This window comes from Chitinibacter tainanensis DSM 15459, assembly GCF_000429785.1.
Lineage (GTDB): Bacteria > Pseudomonadota > Gammaproteobacteria > Burkholderiales > Chitinibacteraceae > Chitinibacter > Chitinibacter tainanensis.
In genome coordinates this window covers 89,181-105,045 of sequence record NZ_AUCN01000017.1, presented here as the reverse complement: position 1 = coordinate 105,045, position 15,865 = coordinate 89,181, and the positions used below count along the sequence as shown (strand labels likewise).

The window sequence follows — 15,865 nt, the reverse complement described above, 5'->3', positions numbered from 1 at the left end:
ATGAATTAAATCCGGCAATCAGTGAACCACTGATCACTGCACTTGCAGTACACCACCCAACCAGATCGTCAGCAGCAACAAGGCGCCGAGAATCATGGCAAATGCGTAGTGATAGATGTAGCCGCTTTGCAGGCGACGTGTCAGGCTGGCAAACAGGCCTACCAACTTGGCAGAACCATTCACGACCAGACCATCAATCAGCAGGGTATCACCCACTTTCCACAACAAGGTACCCAACGCACGGCCACCCGCCGCAAAGACGTTGATGTACAGGTGATCCATGTAGTACTTCTCTTCCATCAGTTTCTTAATACCGATTGAAGTGAAGAAGCGATCAAATGCTGCAGGAATCGCCGGATTAACCATGTAGAAGACGTAAGCTGCAACTACACCACCCAGCGCCAGCCAGAACGGCAGCGTCATGAATGAATGTAGACCCATATGCACCCAGTCATGGGCGTGTTCAGCAACCACTTCCATTGCGCCATGCGCTTCATGATTCACGAAGATCACATTTTTGAAGAAGTCACCTGCCAGCATCGGGCCGATGGCATAGGCACCGATCAGCAGCGATGGAATCGCCAGCAAGGCCAGTGGCAGTGTAACTACCCATGGTGATTCATGCGGTTTGTCGTTCGGACCCAGCCCGTGGTGATGGTCATGATCATCATGGCCATGCACATGGTGGTCGTCTTTCTTTTGCATCCACTGCTCTTTGCCGTGGAAGACCAAGAAATACATGCGGAACGAGTAGAATGCGGTCACAAACACACCGGCAATCACGGCGAAGTACGCAAAACCAGCGCCTGGCAGTTTAGAAGCTTCTACCGCCAGAATAATCGAGTCTTTCGAGTAGAAACCTGACAGGAAAGGCGTACCGATCAAGGCCAACGAACCGATCAGCGAAGTAATCCAAGTAATTGGCATGTACTTACGCAAGCCACCCATATTGCGGATGTCCTGATCATGGTGCATACCCATGATGACCGAACCCGCAGCAAGGAACAGCAATGCTTTAAAGAATGCATGGGTCATCAGGTGGAACACCGCCACCGAGTAAGCCGAAGCACCCAGTGCAACCGTCATGTAGCCCAGCTGCGAGAGGGTTGAGTACGCCACAACGCGTTTGATGTCGTTCTGGATAATCCCCAAGAAACCCATAAACAGTGCAGTAATTGCACCAATCACCAAGACGAAGTTCAGCGCCGTTTCCGACAGCTCAAACATTGGTGACATGCGCGATACCATGAAAATACCTGCCGTTACCATCGTTGCCGCGTGGATCAGGGCGGAGATCGGCGTTGGGCCTTCCATCGAATCTGGCAGCCAAACATGCAGCGGGAACTGTGCTGATTTACCCATTGCACCGATGAACAGCAAGATACAAGTCACGGTCATCAAAGACCATGAAGTCCCTGGAATGATGCTGATGGTGGCATTTTGCAGCTCTGGCAATTTTGCAAATACTTCGGCGTAATCCAGAGTACCAAAGTGCGCTAACACCAAGCCAATACCCAACAGGAAACCGAAGTCACCCACCCGATTGACCAAGAAGGCTTTCAGGTTGGCAAAAGTCGCCGTAGGACGCTTGAACCAGAAACCAATCAGCAGATAAGACACCAGACCCACAGCTTCCCAGCCAAAGAACAACTGCACGAAGTTGTTACTCATGACCAACATCAGCATTGAGAAGGTAAACAGCGAAATATAACTAAAGAAGCGCTGATACCCGGGATCTTCATGCATATAGCCAATGGTATAGATATGCACCATCAGCGATACGAAGGTCACCACGCACATCATCATGGCAGTGAGGTTATCAACGAGGAAACCTACGTTCAGGTCAACCCCGTTTACGGTCAGCCAGGTATAAACCGTACCGTTAAATGGCGCACCGCCATTTAACAGATAGTTCAACACGTAGGCGGATAGGCCAAAGGCAGTTGCAACGCCCGCGATGGTGACACAGTGTGCAGCCCGGCGGCCAATCACCCAGCCTAAAAGGCCGGAGATCAGCGCACCAGCCAGCGGTGCCAGCGGGATTAGCAGATAAATCGATTTCATGTCCATTGGTATTATTGTCCGATTAATGTTGTCCGGTTTAACCCTTCAGACTATCCAGATCTTCAACGTTGATCGACCGCAGATTACGGAACAGAACAACCAAGATCGCGAGGCCAATTGCCGATTCGGCAGCCGCCACCGTCAGGATAAAGAAGACGAAAATCTGACCCGCGGTGTCGCCCAAATACTGCGAGAACGCGATGAAATTCATATTGACCGACAGCAGCATCAACTCGATGGCCATCAACAATACAATCAGGTTTTTGCGGTTCATGAAGATACCAAACACGCTCACAGCGAACATGATGGCACCCAGCACCAGAAAATGAGTTAGCGATAACATAATCTCGTCCCCTTAAGCCGCTGGCTTGTCGTCAGCTGCCGCATCATCAGCAACGATGCGTGGCTCAGACTGCATTTTGACAATACGGACGCGATCTTCACGCTTCACTTTGATCTGATCACCAGGATTCAGATATTTAGTGTTTTTGCGCTTACGCAGCGTCAAGGCAATCGCTGCCACCATACCCACCAGCAGCAATACTGCAGCCAACTGGAATGGCAGGAAGTATTGGGTGTAAATCAATTTACCCAGCACTTCGGCTGAAGCCGTATTGAATGAAGGCTCAACGATCCGAGCTGCATCGATCTTGGCATAACGGTGCGTCAGGATCAGCACCATCTCAACCAACATGATCCCAGCCACGGTGCCGGCCACCGGTAAGAATTTCCAGAAACTCTTACGCAGCGCCTCGAAGTTGATATCCAACATCATCACCACAAAAAGGAACAACACCATCACCGCGCCGACATAAATAACAATAAGCGACACAGCAAGGAACTCAGCCTTCATCAGCATCCACAGCACCGCGCTGTTAAAGAATGAAAGCACCAGATACAGCACAGCGTGCACCGGGTTTTTGGCTGTAATCACACGGAATGCGGCAAACACCAGCACCACGGCGAATACATAGAAAATCGCTAAACTCAAATCCATGGTTCGCAATCCTTAGCGGTACTTCGCATCAGCAGCTTTACGCTTGGCAATTTCATCCTCATACCGATCACCAACTGCCAACAACATTGGCTTGGTGTAGTAGAGATCGCCGCGCTTCTCGCCGTGATACTCGTAAATGTGAGTTTCTACAATGGCATCAACCGGACAGGCTTCTTCACAGAAACCGCAGAAGATACATTTAGTCAGATCGATATCGTAGCGAGTCGTACGACGGGTTTTGTCGTCTGGGCGCGCCTCAGATTCGATGGTGATGGCCATTGCCGGACATACCGCTTCACACAATTTGCAGGCAATGCAACGCTCTTCGCCATTGGCGTAGCGGCGCTGAGCATGCAAACCACGAAAGCGTGGGCTGTACGGGGTTTTTTCGTCCGGGAACTGGACGGTAATCTTCCGCTGGAAGAAGTGACGGCCAGTCAACATCAGGCCCTTCACCAGCTCTACCAGCAGGAAGGTTTTAAAGAAATGAGTCATTTTCTCCATGATCCTCTGTCCTCTGCGTTCCGATTACCAGATCGACCATGGTGTCTGCATCCAAGCAGCAACCACAATGATCCATACCAAGGTCACAGGGATGAAAATTTTCCAACCCAAACGCATCAACTGGTCATACCGGTAGCGCGGGAAAGTAGCCCGGAACCACAGGAAACAGAACAGCAAGAAAGCAACCTTCAACACCCACCACAGCGGGCTCGCCGCACCCAGCACTGGCCATGAAGCAGGGAATGGTGACAGCCAACCACCCAAGAACATGATCGATGCCATCGCAGAAATCAGAATCATGTTGGCGTATTCGGCCAAGAAGAACAGCGCGAAGCTCATGCCCGAGTATTCCACCATGTGACCGGCGACGATTTCTGACTCACCTTCGGTCACGTCAAATGGCGCACGGTTGGTTTCAGCTACACCAGCGATGAAATACACGATGAACAGTGGCAGCAGTGGAATCAGATTCCACGACAGAATCGAGCCACCACCGATACCGGCCCCCTGCTGGGCTACGATTTGGGTCAGGTTCAAACTACCCGAAACCATAATCACACCCACCAAGGCGAAACCCATGGCCAACTCATAAGAGATCACCTGCGCAGCGGCACGCATCCCCCCCAAGAAGGCATATTTTGAGTTTGAAGCCCAACCGGCAAGAATAACGCCATAGACACCCATCGAGGTAATGGCCATCACGTAGAGCAAACCGACGTTGACATCAGCCAATACATACCCGGGGTAAAAGGGTACAACCGCCCACGCTGCTAGCGCGGGGATCAATACCATCACCGGAGCCATGAAAAAGAGTTTCTTATCGGCCGCACTTGGCGCGATGATCTCTTTTAGCAGCAGTTTCACGCCGTCAGCAATCGGCTGCAGCAAACCAAACGGACCAACCCGGTTCGGGCCGATACGGATCTGCATGTAGCCGATCACTTTGCGCTCAGCCAAGGTCAGGTAGGCTACCGCCCCCATGATTGGCGCCACAATCAAGACGATCTTGAGTAACGTCCAAATCAGGAAAGCGATGTTTGGATCAAGATGAAGCGAGTTTTGTAGAAATTCCATCATCACGCTCCCTTAAGCCTTAGCCACGCTGATCGCGCCAACCAGATCGCCCAGATTGCGGGTTAACGGTGTAGCCGCAGCTACGCGCACCACGTCGTCCAGCAAGCCATCATCGATCGCCACAGACAATTCAGCTTCGCCAGCAGCCTGGTTCACTTTCGCCATACCACCTGCCACCAAGCCCAGTTTGCTGGCCGTAGCCGCATTAACACGCAAGGTTTGGGCAAGGCTTGCATCCGCAGATGCTTGCAAGCTTGGCGCACGACGCACAATGCTGTCGGTACCATATACCGGTACTTCACCCAAGCGAACCAAGCCAGTCGCAGCTTGTGCTTTAACCGCTACTGGGGTTACCAGGGTATTGCTCAGGCGACTGGCAATATCACCGGCCAGCGCTTCATCGCGAATTTCTTCTGATGAGTTGTAGTCAAAGCCACTAAAGCCCAGCACATTACCCAGCACGCGGAATACTTTCCAGGCTGGACGGGTTTCGCCCAGCGGGCGAACTACGCCATTAAAGCTCTGTGCCTTACCTTCCATGTTTACGAAAGTCCCTGAGGTCTCAGTAAACGGTGACACTGGCAGCATGACATCAGCGTACTCCAGCGCACAGCTCTGGAATGGGCTCAATACCACAACCATTTCGGCTTGTTGAGCGGCAGCCAGCGCTTGCGCGCCATTGTGTGCGTCAAACTCTGGCTCAACACCGAGGAAGACATAGGCTTTTTTCGGCATAGCAAACACATTGCCACCCACATCAGCGCCAATCAACTCAGCACCAACCGAGTTAGCAGCAATCGCTGGCACAGCCAGTTTTGCGCCAGTGAGCGTCGCCAGAACTTCAGCCGCGGCATAAACTTCTGCAAAACGAGCTGAATTTTGCGCCAGATTACCCAGCAGCACAGTTGCTTTGGTTTTACCAATCAGCGTTTGCGCAATTGCAGCGGCTTCAGCAGAGACAACCACGCCACTCAGATCAATGTGCGAAGGCACGGTAGCATTTTGTTGCTCGGCCACCGCTTTTACGACTTGCAGCAGGCCTTCCACGAGCTGATCAGGACGAACTAGCAGCTCTGCAGCCACTTTTGTCAGCAGATCATCGCGATGAGGATTAACAGCCGAAAGCAGCAGACCTTTTTTCACACTTTGACGCAGGCGCTGTGCCAGCAGTGGCTGTTCTTTACGCAGCGTTGAGCCAACCAAGAGAATCGCTTCGTTTTGAGCCAACTCTTCAATGCTTTGACCTAACCATTTAGCACCTTGCGTACGAGCCGCAAAGTCTGCCTGACGTGCAAATGCTTGCACTTGCTCTACACCCAGACCGGCCATCAATTTGCGCAGCGCAAACAATTCTTCGACCGTTGAGTTTGGTGAAGCAACTACCGCAACGCTGTCTTTGCCGTGTTCGGCAACGATTTGCTTCAGACCGTTGGCAACGTACTCTAATGCAGTTTGCCAATCGGCTTGCTGCCATACCCCGCCCTGCTTCAGCATTGGCGCAGTTAAACGTTCGGCGCTATTCAGCGCTTCGTATGAAAAACGATCACGATCAGACAACCAGCACTCGTTGATCGCTTCATTTTCCAGTGGCAACACGCGCATTACTTTGTGATTTTTAACTTGAACGATCAAGTTAGAACCAAGGCCGTCGTGGGCACCAACCGATTTACGACGAGAAAGTTCCCACGTACGCGCGCTGTAACGGAAAGGCTTGCTAGTCAAAGCACCAACCGGACACAGATCAATCACGTTACCCGAGATTTCTGAATTTACAGTTTTGCCAATAAACGGCATAACTTCAGTAAATTCACCACGGTTTGCCATGCCCAGCTCTTGGAAGCCAGCAATCTCTTCAGTAAAGCGAACACAGCGGCTGCAATGAATACAGCGCGTCATGTCGGTAGAGATCAGCGGGCCCAGATCTTTATTAGCGACTACGCGTTTTTCTTCTGCGTAGTCAGAGCTTGATTGGCCATAGCCTACGGCCAAATCTTGCAATTGGCACTCACCACCTTGGTCACAAATTGGGCAATCCAATGGGTGGTTGATCAGAAGAAACTCCATCACGCCTTTCTGAGCGGTAACCGCCTGATCAGAATGGGTAAAGACTTTCATGCCGTCAGTAACAGGTGTGGCACAGGCCGGGAGTGGCTTAGGTGCTTTTTCAACCTGAACCAGACACATACGGCAGTTTGCGGCAATGGACAGTTTTTTGTGATAGCAAAAGTGAGGGATATGCACACCAATAGAATTGGCAGCGTCCATCACGGTGCTTCCACCAGGGACTGTCAGCTTTTTACCGTCGATTTCGATTTCCAGCATGCTCGACTCGATTCAAAGGCAATAATTCAAAAGAAAATCCGGATCTTGATCACTTACAGCGGCTTAGCTGTTTGTGCGTCTTTAATCAGATCTTCGAATTCATGGCGGAAGTGCTTCAACATGCCACGTACAGGGAATACCGCAGCATCACCCAGCGCACAAATGGTGCGCCCGGCAATGTTGTCCCCTACGCGTGACAGCAAATCCAGATCTTCAGGGCGACCTTCACCCTTCGCAATCCGGTGCACAACGCGATACAGCCAACCAGTACCTTCACGGCATGGCGTACATTGGCCGCATGACTCTTCGTGATAGAAGTACGACAGACGCTCCAGCGCACTAACCATGCTCACGGTTTCATCCATCACGATCACGGCACCTGAACCGAGCATTGAGCCGGCTTTGGCGATCGAGTCGTAATCCATCGTACATTGCATCATGATATCGGCTGGCAATACTGGCGCAGACGAACCACCGGGGATCACCGCTTTCAGTTTTTTGCCATCACGCATCCCACCACACATTTCCAACAAATCGGCAAATGGTGTACCCAGCGGAATTTCATAGTTGCCAGGGCGGTTTACATGGCCTGAAACAGAAAATAGCTTGGTCCCGCCATTATTTGGCTTGCCCAACTCTAGGAATTTCTGACCACCTTCACGTACGATGTATGGCACCGAAGCAAAGGTCTCGGTGTTATTAATCGTGGTAGGTTTGCCATACAAACCAAATGATGCTGGGAATGGTGGCTTAAAGCGTGGTTGGCCTTTTTTACCTTCCAGTGATTCCAACAGCGCAGTTTCTTCGCCGCAGATGTAGGCGCCATAGCCATGGTGGGCATGCAGTTGGAAGCTAAAATCCGAACCAAGGATATTGTCACCCAAGAAGCCGGCAGCACGGGCTTCTTCAAGCGCTTCTTCGAATCGTTGATAAGCCTCAAAGACTTCACCGTGGATGTAGTTATATCCTACGGTAATACCCATCGCATAACCGCCGATGATCATGCCTTCGATCAAGGCGTGCGGGTTGTACACAATGATATCAAGGTCTTTAAAAGTACCTGGTTCGCCTTCGTCGGTATTACAGACCAGATATTTCTGACCTGGAAAACTACGCGGCATGAAAGACCATTTCAGGCCCGTCGGGAAACCTGCACCACCACGGCCACGCAAGCTTGAGGTCTTCATTTCGGCAATGATGTCATCTTGCGAGATTTTCTCGTTGATGATTTTTTTCAGCGCCGCATAACCGCCGCGTTTTACATACTCTTCGAGTCGCCAGCAATCGGGATTATCAAAATCCACATCGCCGAATACGACACCTTTTACATAGACGGTCATTATTCAAGCTCCGCCAGTTTTTTATCAATTGCTTCTGGCGTCATGTGGTTACACATGCTGTGATTGTTCACCAGCATTACTGGTGCATAACCACAGGCGCCCATGCATTCGCCTTCTTTCAGCGTGAATTTGCCATCTGCAGTTGTTTCATTGAAACCGATACCCAGTTTCTGCTTCAGATAGTCGGCAGTGGTGTAACCGCCCGACAGAGCACAGGGCAAATTGGTACAAACGGTCAGTTTGTATTTACCAACTGGTTTCATGTCATACATGTTGTAGAAGGTTGCTACTTCATACGCTGCCATCGGCGCGATATTCAAATACAGTGCAACCGCTTCAATCAACTCGTTGGTCAGAAAGCGTTTTTCTGTTTGCGCGATGCGCAAAGCCCCCATCACTGCCGAACGAGATTGTTCGGCCGGATATTTGGCCACTTCGCGATCAATTTGCTGAATCGACTCAGCAGACAGAAGATTGGTTAGTGACATTAGCGGTCAATCTCCCCAAATACGATATCTTGTGTACCGATAATGGCCACCACGTCGGAAATCATATGACCACGAGCCATTTCATCCAGCGCAGACAAGTGCACATAGCCGGGAGCACGAATTTTCAGGCGATATGGCTTATTGGCACCATCCGACACCAGATAAATACCAAACTCACCCTTCGGATGCTCTACTGCGGCATAGGCCTCACCTTCTGGAACATGCATCCCTTCGGTGAACAGCTTAAAGTGGTGAATCAGTTCTTCCATATTGGCTTTCATCGCTTCACGCGATGGTGGCGCCACTTTATGGTTGTCGGTAATGACTGGGCCTGGGTTGGCCCGCAGCCATGCGATACACTGCTTAATAATCCGGTTTGATTGGCGCATTTCTTCAATACGCACCAGATACCGATCATAACAGTCACCGGTTTTACCCACAGGGATATCAAAGTCCAGCTGGTCGTATACTTCATACGGCTGGGTTTTACGCAGATCCCACTCAACACCAGAACCACGCAACATCGCACCACTAAAGCCCAAAGCTTTCGCACGATCTGCATCAACCACACCGATACCTACGGTACGCTGTTTCCAGATCCGGTTATCGGTCAGCAGGGTTTCATATTCATCAACATAGGTAGGGAAACGATTAGTGAAGTCTTCCAAGAAGTCGAGCATACTGCCCTGACGGTTCTTGTTCAGCTCTTCAATCGCTTTGGCATTACGCACTTTCGAAGCCTGATATTGCGGCATTTCATCCGGCAGATCGCGGTAAACGCCACCAGGACGATAATAGGCCGCGTGCATCCGGGCACCGGAAACTGCTTCATAGCAGTCCATCAAATCTTCGCGCTCACGGAAAGCATACAGGAAGATCGTCATCGCCCCACAGTCCAGACCGTGTGCGCCCACCCACATCAGGTGGTTCAAAATCCGCGTGATTTCATCGAACATCACTCGGATGTACTGTGCACGTAGCGGCACTTCAAGCCCCAGCAGCTTTTCAATGGCCATGCAGTAAGCATGCTCATTGGACATCATCGACACATAGTCGAGACGGTCCATATAAGGCAACGACTGGATAAAGGTTTTGCTTTCGGCCAGTTTTTCAGTTGCACGATGCAACAGGCCAATATGCGGGTCAGCACGCTCAACGACCTCACCATCCAGCTCTAACACCAAGCGCAATACGCCGTGTGCAGCCGGGTGCTGAGGACCAAAGTTTAGCGTGTAATTACGGATTTCAGCAGCCACCGTAGTTCTCCTCACGGATGATACGCGGAGTAATCTCGCGCGGCTCAATCGTTACTGGCTGATAAACAACACGCGCCTGCTCAGGGTCATAACGCATTTCTACATAACCAGACACCGGGAAATCTTTGCGGAATGGATGACCCACAAAGCCATAGTCGGTCAGGATACGGCGCAGATCTGGATGCCCTTGGAAGACAATACCAAACAGGTCAAAAGCTTCACGCTCAAACCAGTTGATTGCCGGCCAAACATCTACCACCGAGTTAATCAGCGGGAATGAATCATCCGCACAGAATACGCGTACCCGCAGACGCACATTGTGCGTGAAAGACAGCAGATGATAGACCACGGCGAAGCGCAAGCCTGTCCAAGCACCCTCTTGGTAATCGCTGTAATCCATGCCACAGGCATCTACCAACTGCTCAAAGCGCAGCTCAGGATGATCACGCAAGGTGAGCGCAACTTCTGCCCAATGCGCAGCAGGGACTTCGAGAGTAACTTCGTTCAATGCCTGTTTCAGGCTTTGAATTTTGTCTTCACCCAGAATGGTCGTCAGTGCGGTTTGTAAAACTTCAAGTTTATTGGCCATGACCACCTCACGAGCGCGCAATAGAGTTGGTACGCTTGATCTTGTTTTGCAACTGGATCAAACCGTACAACAGCGCTTCAGCCGTCGGAGGACAGCCCGGCACATAGATATCGATCGGCACAATGCGATCACAGCCGCGCACCACCGAATAGGAATAATGGTAGTAACCACCACCATTCGCACAGGAGCCCATCGAGATCGCCCAACGTGGCTCAGGCATCTGATCGTAAACTTTGCGCAATGCAGGCGCCATCTTATTACAGAGGGTACCCGCCACAATCATCAAATCTGATTGACGTGGAGAGGGACGAAACACCATCCCAAAGCGGTCCAGATCATAACGGGCAGCACCCGCATGCATCATTTCAACCGCACAACAGGCCAGACCGAAGGTCATTGGCCACAATGAACCTGTACGCGTCCAGTTGATGACAGCATCAACGGTCGTCGTCACAAATCCTTTTTCGAGACTTTGAGCTTCCATTATTTTACTCCCACTCCAGCGCACCCTTCATCCATTCGTAGACGAAGCCGACCACCAGAATGGCCAGGAAGATCATCATGGAAACAAAGCCGAACATCCCCAGCTCTTTCAGCACCACGGCCCAAGGAACCAAAAACGCAACTTCCAAATCGAACAGAATGAAAAGAATTGCCACCAAGTAGTAGCGCACATCGAACTGCATACGCGCATCTTCGAATGCTTCGAAACCACATTCGTAAGGTGATAATTTTGCCGAGTCTGGCCGAACCGTTCCCAAGACCTTACCGACCCCAGCACCCAGCAGCAGCGGGGCAACCCCGACCAGCAAACCGACTACCAAGAACAGCAGGATGGGGAAGTAGTCTTGCAGCATGAAAATCCCCAGTTCAGAAGTAATACAAAAAGACAGAATAGCAGTTATTAATACTGCTTTTTTTATAAATAACTAAACCACCTTGGCGGTGGCTTAGCTATATTCACTGCCGCAGCTTCAGCACGCTGCGTTCCAACCGGCCAATACCGATTAGTCAGGAATCTTTTGCGAAGCGGGTGCAGAAGCTGGCGCAGAGGCGGCAGCAGCTGGCGCCGCACCTGACATTACGCCGAGATCATTTTTGGCTGACTTAGGCGCAGTCAGCAGCACCAGACCCATGCAGGTCACAAAAAAGCATGCAGCGGCCACTGCAGTAGAACGGCTCAAAAAGTTCGCCGAACCTGCTGCACCAAACACACTACCCGCAGAACCAGAACCGAACGCAGCGCCCATATCGGCGCCTTTGCCGTGCTGCAACAGCACCAAAACGATTACCGCCAACGCTGAAATCACGTTAACGATCAAAACCAAACTCGTAATAAAATTCATTTTTTCCATTCCCTTGGCGGCGTGAATTGTACCAATCAGCGTGCGGCTTGGCAAATTGCCAGGAACTCAAACGCCGAAAGTGCTGCACCACCCACCAACACTCCGTCAACATGGTTAAACCCTAATATTTCAGCAGCATTATTTGACTTCACGCTACCGCCATACAACACCTTCACTCGGCTATCGAGCTGGGATTTAATCAGCTGGTGCATCGGTGAGATCTGCTCACCCGAGGCCACCACCCCACTCCCCACCGCCCACGACGGCTCGTACGCCACCGCAAACAAGCCAATCGGCAAGCCACGCACCACTTCAAGCTGCGCCGCCACCACTTTCTCAGCCATACCTTGCCGGCGTTCTTCCGCCGACTCGCCCACGCAATACACACCAAACAAACCTGCATCAAGCGCAGAGCGCAGCTTCACGCCAGCCTGCTCGGTTGTTTCGCCAAACAAGCGGCGGCGTTCAGAATGACCCACAATCACCATTTCGCAACCCACGTCGGCCAGCATGCCAGACGACACCTCACCGGTATATGGCCCAATGTGGTACTGGCTAACGTCTTGAGCGCCACACTGCACCCGGGTATGTTGCAAGATCTGCTTGGCCAGCATGATGTAAGGGGCAGGCACACACACCCCAACATTTGGCCCTAACCCCGCCTGCGCCACGTCACCGAGCACCGTCTTGATCTGACCAATACTGCCATGCAGTTTCCAATTCCCAATGACCATTTGCTGGGCCATGGTTTACTCCCGAAACCTGATGATGGGGCATGGTAACAACCCCCCCCTACCCCGTCAAACCGAGAATTCCCCTAGCTTCGACGCCCACTGGAATATTTGTAATATTTTGGAAACATTGACCGACTAAGATGCGACCCATCGAATCAACTGATACCTCTTTCCGCTCTGGAGATTAATTAGCATGACTTTAGCTCGTAAACTGATCGTTAGTGCTGGCCTGCTCGCTGGTTTGTTCACCCACGCAATCGCTGGCGACATCACCGGTGCCGGCGCGACTTTCCCATATCCGCTGTATGCCAAATGGGCTGAGCAATACAAAGCTAAAACTGGTGTTGGCCTGAACTACCAATCCATCGGCTCTGGCGGTGGTATCAAACAGATTCAAGCCAAAACCGTCGATTTCGGTGCATCTGACATGCCACTGAAACCAGAAGAACTGGAAAAAGCCGGCCTGCTGCAGTTCCCAACCGTGGTGGGCGGTGTTGTACCGGTCATCAACGTACCAGGTATCAAACCAGGCCAAGTGAAGCTGAGCAGCCAAGTTCTGGCCGACATCTACTTGGGCAAAATCAAAAAATGGAATGACCCTGCTCTAACTGCGCTGAACCCAGGAGTGGCGCTGCCAGACCAAAACATCACCGTTGTACGTCGTTCTGATGGTTCAGGCACTACCTTCCTGTTCACCGACTACCTGAGCAAAGTATCGCCAGAGTGGAAAGAAAAAGTAGGTGCCAACACTGCCGTTCAGTGGGCGACTGGTGTGGGCGGTAAAGGTAACGAAGGCGTTGCAAACTACGTACAACGTATCAAAGGCTCAATCGGCTACGTTGAGTTTGCTTATGCCAAACAAAACAAACTGATTCACACCCAACTGCAAAACAGCACTGGCACTTATGTAGAGCCATCTGAAGACAACTTCAAAGCAGCCGCAGCTGGCGCGGATTGGAAGGCAGCACCAGGCATGTTCTTGGTTCTGACTAACGCTCCAGGCAAAACTTCATGGCCAATCGCTGGCGCGACCTTCATCCTGATGCACAAAAATCAGGCTGATGGCAAACAAGCTGCTGAAGTGCTGAAATTCTTTGACTGGGCTTACGCTAACGGCGACCAAACTGCGCTGGATCTGGATTACATCCCGATGCCAGACAATGTTGTGAACATGATCAAAGCCAACTGGACCGCACAAATCTCTGCCGGCGGCGCCAAAGTTTGGAAATAAGCCTCTGCGCCGATTGCCAAACGTGATCTAGACGTTACAATCGCGCAATTCCAACACACCCAATAGGCCCACCACCTATTGGGTGTTTATCTGTGGTCTGCAGTGGAGAAATTTGATGTCTGACCAAGCCAAGCGAATGAAAATGCAGCGTCTGCAAGATGCGCTTTTTGTTGGCAGCACCCGTTTTTTTGCATTTCTAGTTTTGGCCACCCTCAGCGGCATCATTATTTCGCTGATTTATGGTGCCATGCCCAGCATTAAGGCTTTTGGCCTGAGCTTTATCACTTCGACCGAATGGAACCCAGTTACCGAGCAATTCGGCGCCTGGCCTTCGATCCGCGGCACCTTGCTGTCTTCGTTTATTGCGCTCTTGATCGCCGTACCACTGTCTTTTGGTATTGCCCTCTTCCTGACCGAGCTGGCGCCTGTGTGGCTGCGCCGCCCACTCGGGATTGCAATCGAATTGCTGGCTGGTGTGCCATCGATTATTTACGGGATGTGGGGTCTGTTTATTTTTGCTCCGCTGTTTGCCGACCACGTGCAACCTTGGCTGACCGAAACCACCGCCAACTGGCCACTGATTGGTGAGCTGTTTGCCGGCCCTCCGATGGGGATCGGCATGTTTACCGCCGCACTGATTCTGGCCATCATGATTATTCCTTTCATTTCATCGGTAATGCGCGATGTATTTGAAGTGGTCCCACCCATGCTGAAAGAGTCGGCATACGGTTTGGGCTCTACCACTTGGGAAGTCGTTTGGAATGTCGTTGTGCCCTACACCAAAAACGGGATTGTCGGTGGTGTAATGCTGGGCCTGGGCCGCGCCTTGGGTGAAACCATGGCCGTGACTTTCGTGATTGGTAACGCGCAGCAAGTGATGCCTTCCTTGTTTGACCCGGCCACCACCATTTCAGCCACATTGGCGAATGAATTTACCGAAGCCCATGGTGAGCTCTACACCGCCTCACTGATCGAATTGGGTCTGCTGCTGTTTGTGATCACCTTCATCGTACTGGTGCTCTCGAAATTGCTGCTGCTGCGTCTGCAACGTAGTGAAGGCGCACATTCCTAAGGAATCATCATGAATTTATATACTCGCCGTCGTTTGATTAATTACATCAGTCTGGGCATTTCCTTATTTGCGATGTGCTTTGGCTTGTTCTGGCTGTTCTGGATTCTGCATACGCTGTTTAGCAATGGCTTGCCCGGCATCAATATGGCGCTGTTCACCCAAACTACCCCGGCGCCAGGTAGCGCCGGTGGTTTGGCCAATGCCATTTTGGGTAGCTTGCAAATGTCACTGGTCGGCGTGCTGATCGGTACCCCGATTGGCATCATGGCCGGTACCTATCTGGCTGAATTCGGCGATCGTGGTTGGTTAGCCCCGGCAACACGCTTTATTAACGATATTTTGCTGGCAGCCCCCTCCATCGTAATTGGTCTGTTTGTGTTCCAGATTTATGTGGCACAAGTTGAGCACTTCTCCGGTTGGGCTGGCGGTATTGCCTTGTCGCTGCTGGTGATTCCAGTTGTGTTGCGTACCACCGAAAACATGCTGCGTCTGGTGCCTTCTGCCATGCGCGAAGCGGCTTATGCCTTGGGCGCCCCGCAATGGAAAATGGTTCTATTTGTGACCTTGCGTGCCGCCAAGGCGGGTGTTGCCACCGGTATCTTGCTGGCGGTTGCGCGGATTCTCGGTGAAACTGCCCCACTGCTGTTCACCGCCCTGAATAACCAGTTCTTCTCGAACATGAATCAGCCAATGGCCAACTTGCCAGTGGTGATCTTCCAGTTTGCGATGAGTCCATATGAAGATTGGCATACCCTGGCTTGGGCTGGTGCGCTGCTGATTGGCTTGTTTGTACTGGGTCTGAATGTGATTGCGCGCGTAATGCTGCGTGAGCCGAAACAACATTAATA

17 protein-coding genes are annotated in these 15,865 nt (G+C 51.5%); 3 read left to right on the top strand and 14 right to left on the bottom strand.

Features of this window, described 5'->3' with window-relative positions:
* Window positions 1-33 precede the first annotated feature (33 nt).
* From nuoL to tpiA, 14 genes are all read right to left on the bottom strand, one after another.
* Window positions 34-2,070 (bottom strand): NADH-quinone oxidoreductase subunit L, encoded by a 2,037-nt coding sequence (gene nuoL, locus G482_RS0105255; protein ID WP_028449161.1) that lies wholly within the window; start codon window positions 2,068-2,070, stop codon window positions 34-36.
* A gap of 31 nt (window positions 2,071-2,101) precedes the next feature.
* On the bottom strand, window positions 2,102-2,407 hold the full coding sequence (gene nuoK, locus G482_RS0105250; protein ID WP_028449160.1) for an NADH-quinone oxidoreductase subunit NuoK: 306 nt from the start codon (window positions 2,405-2,407) through the stop codon (window positions 2,102-2,104).
* 12 nt (window positions 2,408-2,419) lie between these two features.
* A complete protein-coding gene (locus tag G482_RS0105245; RefSeq protein WP_028449159.1) occupies window positions 2,420-3,061 on the bottom strand; it encodes an NADH-quinone oxidoreductase subunit J in 642 nt (213 codons plus the stop codon).
* 12 nt (window positions 3,062-3,073) lie between these two features.
* Window positions 3,074-3,565 (bottom strand): NADH-quinone oxidoreductase subunit NuoI, encoded by a 492-nt coding sequence (nuoI, locus tag G482_RS0105240; RefSeq protein ID WP_028449158.1) that lies wholly within the window; start codon window positions 3,563-3,565, stop codon window positions 3,074-3,076.
* Window positions 3,566-3,589: 24 nt separating this feature from the next.
* The gene (nuoH, locus tag G482_RS0105235) at window positions 3,590-4,639 is read right to left on the bottom strand and encodes an NADH-quinone oxidoreductase subunit NuoH (protein ID WP_028449157.1); all 1,050 of its coding nucleotides are present in this window, start codon (window positions 4,637-4,639) and stop codon (window positions 3,590-3,592) included.
* A 12-nt stretch (window positions 4,640-4,651) separates the two neighbouring features.
* Window positions 4,652-6,961: an NADH-quinone oxidoreductase subunit NuoG gene (nuoG, locus tag G482_RS0105230; protein ID WP_028449156.1), complete on the bottom strand. Its 2,310-nt coding sequence runs from the start codon at window positions 6,959-6,961 to the stop codon at window positions 4,652-4,654.
* Window positions 6,962-7,014: 53 nt separating this feature from the next.
* Window positions 7,015-8,301 (bottom strand): NADH-quinone oxidoreductase subunit NuoF, encoded by a 1,287-nt coding sequence (gene nuoF / locus G482_RS0105225; protein WP_028449155.1) that lies wholly within the window; start codon window positions 8,299-8,301, stop codon window positions 7,015-7,017.
* Window positions 8,301-8,789, bottom strand: a complete 489-nt coding sequence (gene nuoE / locus G482_RS0105220; protein WP_028449154.1) for an NADH-quinone oxidoreductase subunit NuoE — start codon at window positions 8,787-8,789, stop codon at window positions 8,301-8,303. The genes nuoF and nuoE overlap by 1 nt, the downstream gene beginning before the upstream one ends.
* Window positions 8,789-10,045: an NADH-quinone oxidoreductase subunit D gene (locus G482_RS0105215; protein WP_028449153.1), complete on the bottom strand. Its 1,257-nt coding sequence runs from the start codon at window positions 10,043-10,045 to the stop codon at window positions 8,789-8,791. The genes nuoE and G482_RS0105215 overlap by 1 nt, the downstream gene beginning before the upstream one ends.
* Window positions 10,035-10,634, bottom strand: a complete 600-nt coding sequence (locus G482_RS0105210) for an NADH-quinone oxidoreductase subunit C (RefSeq protein ID WP_028449152.1) — start codon at window positions 10,632-10,634, stop codon at window positions 10,035-10,037. The genes G482_RS0105215 and G482_RS0105210 overlap by 11 nt, the downstream gene beginning before the upstream one ends.
* A gap of 7 nt (window positions 10,635-10,641) precedes the next feature.
* Complete coding sequence (locus G482_RS0105205) at window positions 10,642-11,118, bottom strand: NuoB/complex I 20 kDa subunit family protein (protein ID WP_028449151.1); 477 nt, start codon at window positions 11,116-11,118, stop codon at window positions 10,642-10,644.
* A 4-nt stretch (window positions 11,119-11,122) separates the two neighbouring features.
* A complete protein-coding gene (gene ndhC / locus G482_RS0105200; RefSeq protein WP_028449150.1) occupies window positions 11,123-11,491 on the bottom strand; it encodes an NADH-quinone oxidoreductase subunit A in 369 nt (122 codons plus the stop codon).
* Window positions 11,492-11,641: 150 nt separating this feature from the next.
* On the bottom strand, window positions 11,642-11,980 hold the full coding sequence (gene secG, locus G482_RS0105195; protein WP_028449149.1) for a preprotein translocase subunit SecG: 339 nt from the start codon (window positions 11,978-11,980) through the stop codon (window positions 11,642-11,644).
* Between the two features lie 35 nt (window positions 11,981-12,015).
* Window positions 12,016-12,726 (bottom strand): triose-phosphate isomerase, encoded by a 711-nt coding sequence (gene tpiA / locus G482_RS0105190; protein ID WP_028449148.1) that lies wholly within the window; start codon window positions 12,724-12,726, stop codon window positions 12,016-12,018.
* Between the two features lie 181 nt (window positions 12,727-12,907).
* Here tpiA and pstS point away from each other — a divergent pair, with 181 nt between their 5' ends.
* The 3 genes from pstS to pstA all read left to right on the top strand — a co-directional run bounded on the left by pstS (window position 12,908) and on the right by pstA (window position 15,863).
* Window positions 12,908-13,945: a phosphate ABC transporter substrate-binding protein PstS gene (gene pstS, locus G482_RS0105185; protein ID WP_028449147.1), complete on the top strand. Its 1,038-nt coding sequence runs from the start codon at window positions 12,908-12,910 to the stop codon at window positions 13,943-13,945.
* A gap of 115 nt (window positions 13,946-14,060) precedes the next feature.
* Window positions 14,061-15,017, top strand: coding sequence for a phosphate ABC transporter permease subunit PstC (gene pstC, locus G482_RS0105180; protein WP_028449146.1), 957 nt, complete (start codon window positions 14,061-14,063; stop codon window positions 15,015-15,017).
* Between the two features lie 9 nt (window positions 15,018-15,026).
* Window positions 15,027-15,863: a phosphate ABC transporter permease PstA gene (gene pstA / locus G482_RS17380; RefSeq protein WP_081986553.1), complete on the top strand. Its 837-nt coding sequence runs from the start codon at window positions 15,027-15,029 to the stop codon at window positions 15,861-15,863.
* Window positions 15,864-15,865: the final 2 nt, after the last annotated feature.

Bases quoted from the DNA above. Each gene is read 5' to 3' on its own strand.
- pstA (WP_081986553.1), top strand. From the start codon at position 15,027: ATGAATTTATATACTCGCCGTCGTTTGATTAATTACATCAGTCTGGGC.
- G482_RS0105205 (WP_028449151.1), bottom strand. From the start codon at position 11,118: ATGGAAGCTCAAAGTCTCGAAAAAGGATTTGTGACGACGACCGTTGAT.
- G482_RS0105210 (WP_028449152.1), bottom strand. From the start codon at position 10,634: ATGGCCAATAAACTTGAAGTTTTACAAACCGCACTGACGACCATTCTG.
- pstC (WP_028449146.1), top strand. From the start codon at position 14,061: ATGTCTGACCAAGCCAAGCGAATGAAAATGCAGCGTCTGCAAGATGCG.
- nuoI (WP_028449158.1), bottom strand. From the start codon at position 3,565: ATGGAGAAAATGACTCATTTCTTTAAAACCTTCCTGCTGGTAGAGCTG.
- pstS (WP_028449147.1), top strand. From the start codon at position 12,908: ATGACTTTAGCTCGTAAACTGATCGTTAGTGCTGGCCTGCTCGCTGGT.
- nuoK (WP_028449160.1), bottom strand. From the start codon at position 2,407: ATGTTATCGCTAACTCATTTTCTGGTGCTGGGTGCCATCATGTTCGCT.
- nuoE (WP_028449154.1), bottom strand. From the start codon at position 8,789: ATGTCACTAACCAATCTTCTGTCTGCTGAGTCGATTCAGCAAATTGAT.
- nuoH (WP_028449157.1), bottom strand. From the start codon at position 4,639: ATGGAATTTCTACAAAACTCGCTTCATCTTGATCCAAACATCGCTTTC.
- secG (WP_028449149.1), bottom strand. From the start codon at position 11,980: ATGAATTTTATTACGAGTTTGGTTTTGATCGTTAACGTGATTTCAGCG.
- ndhC (WP_028449150.1), bottom strand. From the start codon at position 11,491: ATGCTGCAAGACTACTTCCCCATCCTGCTGTTCTTGGTAGTCGGTTTG.
- G482_RS0105245 (WP_028449159.1), bottom strand. From the start codon at position 3,061: ATGGATTTGAGTTTAGCGATTTTCTATGTATTCGCCGTGGTGCTGGTG.
- tpiA (WP_028449148.1), bottom strand. From the start codon at position 12,726: ATGGCCCAGCAAATGGTCATTGGGAATTGGAAACTGCATGGCAGTATT.
- nuoG (WP_028449156.1), bottom strand. From the start codon at position 6,961: ATGCTGGAAATCGAAATCGACGGTAAAAAGCTGACAGTCCCTGGTGGA.
- nuoL (WP_028449161.1), bottom strand. From the start codon at position 2,070: ATGGACATGAAATCGATTTATCTGCTAATCCCGCTGGCACCGCTGGCT.
- nuoF (WP_028449155.1), bottom strand. From the start codon at position 8,301: ATGACCGTCTATGTAAAAGGTGTCGTATTCGGCGATGTGGATTTTGAT.